Annotated in this window: 6 protein-coding genes; 5 read left to right on the forward strand and 1 reads right to left on the reverse strand. The window is 46.0% G+C overall.

Annotation, left to right across the window (positions count from 1 at the left end):
• The first annotated feature begins 51 nt into the window (after window positions 1-51).
• Entirely contained in the window at window positions 52-531 is a 480-nt protein-coding gene (gene ruvC, locus PHE24_04860) for a crossover junction endodeoxyribonuclease RuvC (GenBank protein ID MDD4902435.1), read from the forward strand.
• A 19-nt stretch (window positions 532-550) separates the two neighbouring features.
• Here the strand turns inward: ruvC and PHE24_04865 are convergent, their stop codons facing one another.
• A complete protein-coding gene (locus tag PHE24_04865; protein MDD4902436.1) occupies window positions 551-673 on the reverse strand; it encodes a hypothetical protein in 123 nt (40 codons plus the stop codon).
• A 44-nt stretch (window positions 674-717) separates the two neighbouring features.
• Between PHE24_04865 and PHE24_04870 the strand changes: the two genes are divergently transcribed.
• From PHE24_04870 to PHE24_04885, 4 genes are all read left to right on the forward strand, one after another.
• A complete protein-coding gene (locus PHE24_04870) occupies window positions 718-2184 on the forward strand; it encodes a glycogen/starch synthase (protein ID MDD4902437.1) in 1467 nt (488 codons plus the stop codon).
• An 82-nt stretch (window positions 2185-2266) separates the two neighbouring features.
• Entirely contained in the window at window positions 2267-3430 is a 1164-nt protein-coding gene (locus tag PHE24_04875) for a hypothetical protein (protein ID MDD4902438.1), read from the forward strand.
• A 41-nt stretch (window positions 3431-3471) separates the two neighbouring features.
• On the forward strand, window positions 3472-4905 hold the full coding sequence (locus PHE24_04880; protein ID MDD4902439.1) for a glycogen/starch synthase: 1434 nt from the start codon (window positions 3472-3474) through the stop codon (window positions 4903-4905).
• 145 nt (window positions 4906-5050) lie between these two features.
• Complete coding sequence (locus PHE24_04885; GenBank protein ID MDD4902440.1) at window positions 5051-6211, forward strand: sigma factor-like helix-turn-helix DNA-binding protein; 1161 nt, start codon at window positions 5051-5053, stop codon at window positions 6209-6211.
• The last annotated feature ends 269 nt before the right edge of the window (window positions 6212-6480 follow it).

Genomic DNA, 6480 nt, shown 5'->3' on the forward strand with positions numbered 1-6480 from the left:
TATTTGTATTCGTATATTCGTGTTTATTCGTAATTCGTAGAGATTAACTCTATGTCCAAAATCATTCTCGGGATCGACCCCGGCATCGCCGATACCGGCTATGGGCTGATTGAAAAGCATGCGGGCGGGAAAATATCCTCGCTCGCTTACGGTTCGATCAAAACCAAGGCCGGCGCGCCCATGGCCGAAAGACTGGAAACGCTTAATGATGAATTGGAAAAAATAATCCAGAAATATCAGCCGGCGCTGGCGGTTGTCGAAGAATTATTTTTTTACAATAACGCCAAGACGGCGATCGTAGTCGGCCAGGCCAGGGGAGTGATCCTTTTGGCTTGCCGGAAAAATAAAATTCCCATCGTCGAATTAACGCCGCTGCAAGTCAAACAGACGATTTCCGGCTATGGCCAGGCCGGAAAAGAGCAGGTGCAAAAAATGGTCAAAATACTTTTAAATTTAAAGGAAATTCCCAAGCCCGACGACGCGGCCGACGCCCTGGCAATTGCAATTAGCGCGGTCAATGAATTAAAATAATATTTTTAATTGAGAAGAATTAATATACCCACCCCGTCGCCGCGGCGGCGCCACCCCTCCCGAGGAGGGGATTTTTCAGACAGACGACGCGGCCGACGCTTTGGCGATCGCCATCAGCGCAACCAATGAGCTTAAGTGACAAGGCGAGCATCAAGACAAAACATATTATTTCGGTAAATTAAATTTATGCCCCAAAAGCTGAAGATCGCTTCTGTTTCCGCCGAATTGTCGCCGTTTACCAAAACGGGCGGTTTGGCTGACGTGGCCGGCAGCCTGCCTAAAGCCTTTTTTGAGCAGGGCGCCGAGGTCATTTGTATTACGCCGTTCTACGCGCAGGCGATCGATCGCGAAAAATTTGAGCTTAAATTGATCGGGGAAAACGTGGAATTGCGGATCAACAGCGAAGAAACCGTCAATGTGAGCTATTGGCAGGGCTGGCTGGAAGAAGGTCTGCCGGTTTATTTCATCGAAAACGCCAAATATTTTTCGCGCAAAAAAGAACTTTACGGGTCGCAGCATGAGAACGCCCGTTTTTTTGTTTTTGACCTGGCCGCGCTCAAATTGCTTTCGCTCTTGAAATTTTCGGCCGACATCATCCATTGCCATGATTGGCAAGCCGGCCTGATCCCTTATTTCTTAAAAACAGATTTCCGCTACTCGGATACTTTAGCCAAGACCAAAACCGTTTATACGATCCATAATTTGGTTTTTCAGCTGGGGCATGATTGGTGGGAAGTGCCGGCTGAAAAAAGGGACTCGGGACATACGCCTTTGCCGCTGCTTGCCGATCCGGATTTAGAGTTCATTAATTTCGCCAAGCGGGCCATCCTTTCCGCCGATGCCATCACCACGGTCAGCGAAACTTACCGCGAGGAAATAATGACCAATGAATCCGGAGAAGATCTGCACCGCATTCTGACTAATCGGCAAGACCGGTTTTTCGGCATCGTCAACGGCATCAATGAAGCCGCTTGGAATCCGGATAACGATCCCGGGCTTTATTGCAATTATTCCCGAAAGAATTTCAGCCTCAAAGAGGAGAATAAAAAATCTTTTCAAAAAAAATTCGGCTTGACTGTCGATACCGGCCTGCCGATAGCTTGTGGCACATCCAGGATGACTTTTCAAAAAGGTTTTGAATTGATTCTGGAAACTCTGCCTCATCTTTTAGAATTGGATTTGCAGATCGTTTTGATCGGCGCTTGCGGCAAGGAATATCTCGGCCGCCTGAAAAAGATCGCCAACCAGCATCCGAAAAAAATATTGCTTCTGCCGACTCACGAAGATTGCATGAAATATGAAACTTTCGCTTATGCCGCTTCGGATTTTTTTCTGATGCCTTCCGAATATGAGCCTTGCGGGCTTAACCAGATGATCGCCATGCGCTATGGCTGCGTGCCGATCGTCCACCGCGTCGGCGGGCTTAATGATACGGTGAATGATTATAATCCGGTGACGGGCCGGGGGACTGGTTTTGCTTTTGACCGATCCGACAGCTACCAGTTTTATGGGGCGGTCATCCGGGCAATGGAAGAATACGGCCATAAGGAAAGATGGAAAAAAATAGTTGCCGAGATCATGGAAAAATCCAACGCCTGGGAAATTCCGGCTAAAAAATATCTCAAATTATTCCGCAAGATCATTAAGAGTTAAAAATATTTTTTGTGAATAATTATTCGATTCGTAGGGTTTGTAGTATTCGCGTATAATTCGTAGTATTCGTATTATATTTTTTATGCTTTGGATAAATTTTCTCCATCTTTATCAGCCGCCGGATTCGGAAAGCTACATCATTAAGGAAGCGACGGAAAAAAGCTATGAGCGGATCGTGGCGGCTTTGGAAAATAATCCGTCGACCAAGATCACCATGAACATCACCGGCTGTCTGATCGAACGCTGGCAAGAATTGCATTATTTTGATCTGCTCGAACGGTTGAAGAAATTGATCGCCTCCGGCCGGATCGAGCTCTGCGGCAGCGTGGCTTATCATTGCCTGATGCCTTTGGTGCCAAAAAAGGAAGTGGCCCGGCAGATCAAGGAAAATACCCGGATCTTAAAAGCGGTTTTTGGCGAGGACTTGAAATTGCGCGGTTTCTTCATGCCGGAAATGGCTTACGGCCCTGACGCGGCCAAGATAGTGAAAAATTCCGGTTTTGAATGGCTGATCCTTGATGAGATCTGCCATTCGGGAAAGCTGGGCGAAGTCGATTTCTCCAAAGTCTACCGCGACAAGGCCAGCGGGATGAAAGTGATCTTCCGCTCCCGCAAATTTTCCACTTGCTATGTTCCCAAAATGATCAATAAAAAATATCCTTATCAAGAATTGTTGATCACGGCCACGGACGGCGAATTGTACGGTTTGCATTATCGCGATAAGAGCGGCGAATTTGAAAAGGCTTTAAGTAATCCGGCCGTGCAGACCGCGACTATTTCCAGTTTTATCAATTCGCGGAAACCGCTGTATGTCGCGGAATTAGCGCGGGGTAATTGGGAGTCTTCCGAGGCGGAAATACAGGGCGATAATCCTTATTCGCTTTGGTCCGATCGGAAAAACCAGGTGCATTTGAAATTATGGCGGTTTGCCGAAATGATCATCTCTTTGGTGGAAAAATATCGCCTAGACCGCAACCGGAAATGGTCGCATTATTATTTGTCGCGCGGATTGGCCAGCTGCACTTTTTGGTGGGCTTCGGCCAAAGACTTCAGCCATTTATTCGGGCCGACCGCCTGGAATCCGGACGCGATCGAGCGGGGAGTGAATAATTTGATCCGCGCCGTGCGCTCGATCGAAGATAAGAACAGCCGCGACGAAAAGATCCGCGCTGAAGCGGAATGCCTGAAGATCAAGCAGCTGATCTGGCAGAAGCATTGGGAAGAGCACTGGGGCAACAAGAAGTGAAAAGTTGAAAGTTAAAAGTAAAAAAGTGTAATCAATATTTTATGGAAAAAAAGATTAAGGTTTTAATGGTTGCTTCCGAGGCCGCGCCGATCGTTAAGGTCGGCGGTTTGGGCGATGTGATCGGCAGTTTGCCCGCGGCGCTGGCCAAACTTGGCTGTGAAGTGAGAATAATCATTCCTTTAAGTTTGGGGGTGGATAAAGAAAAATACCGGCTGAAAAAAATATGTTCCGGCCTTAAAATAAATTTTTCCGGCAAAAGTTTTGCCGTTGATCTTTGGGAAACAAGATCGGCCGTGCCCGGAGCCATTGTTTATTTGGTGGAAAATGACCATTATTTCGGGCGCGAAGCGGTTTATCCCGCCTCTTCCCTGGCCAGCGACGCCAGCTTGGCGGAAAAATTCCTTTTTTTCGAATTGGCCGCGCTGGAATCATTGCCGGTTTTGAAATTTATCCCGGACATCATCCATTGCCATGATTTTTTCAGCGGTCTGATCCCGGTTTTGTTGAAAATGGAAAAATTTCAGCGGCTTAAAAATATTAAAACTTTATACACCATTCATAATTTCGAGCATCAGGGCAAGGTTGTTCCGAAATTATTAGAGCTGGGCGATCTGCATCCTGATAAGCTGGCTTCTTTGGCGCGGGACGCCGCCGATGGTGATATAAATTTCATGGTGCAGGGGATCATCAATGCCGATCTGGTCAATACGGTCAGCCCGGCTTACGCCAGGGAAATTTTGACCGGCGAATATTCCGCCGGCCTGGGCAAAATAACCAAGGCGTATCGGCGCAAGATTTTCGGCGTTTTAAACGGCATTGATACGGATTTCTTCAACCCGAGCACGGATAAATTGATCAAGCAGCGCTATTCCGCCAAAGATTTGGAGAAAAAAACCGTTAACAAATTATTTTTGCAAAAAAAACTTGGTTTGCCGGCGGACGGGAAAATCCCCGTAGTGGCGATGATCTCCCGCCTGTCCGATCAAAAAGGCTGGGAGCTGATCACGGAAAAGCTGATCGAGCAAGATTGCCAATTTGTTTTTTTGGGCGAGGGCGACCAGCGCTACGCCGATCTGCTTGCTGATCTGGAAAAAAATCATCCGGAGAAAGTACGGTCGATCATCGGCTTCGAACCGGTCTTGGCCAACCAAATTTACGCCGCCGCCGATATATTTTTGGTCCCGTCGCGCTTCGAACCGTGCGGCTTGACCCAGATGATCTCCGCCCGTTATGGCACCGTGATCGTCGCCCGCGCTACCGGCGGATTGAAAGATACGGTGACCCCTGACATCGGTTTTACCTTCAAAGATTTCTCTGCCCCGGCGCTATTTTTGACCTTAAAAAAGGCATTGGACTGCTATTGGTATCAGCCAAAAAAATGGCTAAAATTAAAAAATAATTGCTTAAAAAAAGATTTTTCCTGGTCAAAAACAGCCAGGGGGTATTTACATCTTTACAAAAAGCTGGTAGGATAGAACCAGTTTTGCTCTTGACTATTTTTATTTTTAATGCTATTATCTTATAACTTAATATATCAAATAAAAAGTATCAGTCGATACTTATTATTTTTTCAACGACAAGAACCCCAAGCTCTTGTTATGGGACAGCCCCATTATCTATATGGCTAACGAAAACAGCACAAAATTAAACACCAACGAAATTGTGAAAAGTCTTTTAGGCAGACTTTCCAAAAAAGAACGGGACATTATCACCCGTCGGTTTGGTTTGAAGGATGGCGAAAAAGAAACTTTGGAATCGGTTGGCGGCCTGCACAATCTGACTCGCGAAAGAATTCGCCAGATTGAGAATGCCACCATCAAGAAATTGCGCGAGGTCAAGGAGCTGAAAGAGGAATTGATTGACTTGCGCGAACTCACCAATCAGCTTTTAGTCGAGCACGGCGGTTTGGCGGAAAAGGAATATCTGTTCCATCTCCTGAACACTTTCTCTCCGGTAGAGTACCAGAGCGATGATTATGACGTGGAAAAGAATCAGTATGATTTTATGCTTTCCCGCTTGCTCCATGACGAATTCGAAGAGATCAAAGATTCCGATATCTTCAAGACTTCTTATAAATTGAAGAGCGAATCTTTGGAGCACCTGGAAGCTTTGGCCAGAGAATTAGTCAGGGGCATCACTGATTTGAAAGAAGTGATCAAGACTGATGGGGCGATCGATCTGATCACCAAGACTGATATTTACGGCGAACATAAGGATAAGTTGGCCGTGCCGTCCGAAATTGACGTTTCCAGCTATTGGAACGGCGCTTTGTTCGACGAAGATTCGGAATTGATCAATAATAATAAGATCCTTTATTCTTTGCTGGTGGCCGTCAAGGAAATCGAGCAGAACAAATTCGGCTTCTGGGGAGTTTATAGTTCGGAAGAAATCGCGCCCAAGACCATCAACCACAAGATTTATCTGGTTTTGAAGAATCAGGGCAAACCGATGCATTTTGTCGATATTGCCAAGCGCATCAACGAAGTCAGTTTTGATCATAAGACCGCCAATCCGGCGACCGTCCACAACGAACTGATCCTGGATCCGAAATATGTCTTGATCGGCCGCGGAATTTACGGTTTGAAGGAATGGGGTTATAAGGAAGGCGTTGTGGCTGATGTGATCCGCGATATTTTGACTGAAAGCGGCCCGCTCTCCAAAGAAGAGATCATCAAGAAAGTCCTGGAGAACCGGATGGTCAAGAACACCACCATCAATCTCGCCTTAATGGACAAAGATGTCTTTGAAAAGGTCGGGGAAAAGTACCAGGTCAAAAAGTAATTTACTTCTCATATATAAAAGAGAACTCGCAAGGGTTCTCTTTTGTGTTTAACGAACTCACGTAACACATAGCTCATAACCCATAACACGAAGAAAATTCCACCTTTTTATTTATAAATTAATTTCCTTATAGCGCGCATTGAAAAATTTTGGATAAGACGCGCAGCGTGGAAACCGTGCAAAATTGCGTTGTCCGAAGGCCGCTTCTTTATTATAATAAATTTATAAATAAAAGCGGACGAGTATAGCAATTTTGCTAGGTTTCATAG

This window comes from Patescibacteria group bacterium, assembly GCA_028707065.1.
GTDB lineage: Bacteria > Patescibacteriota > Patescibacteriia > Patescibacteriales > WJLG01 > JAQTUZ01.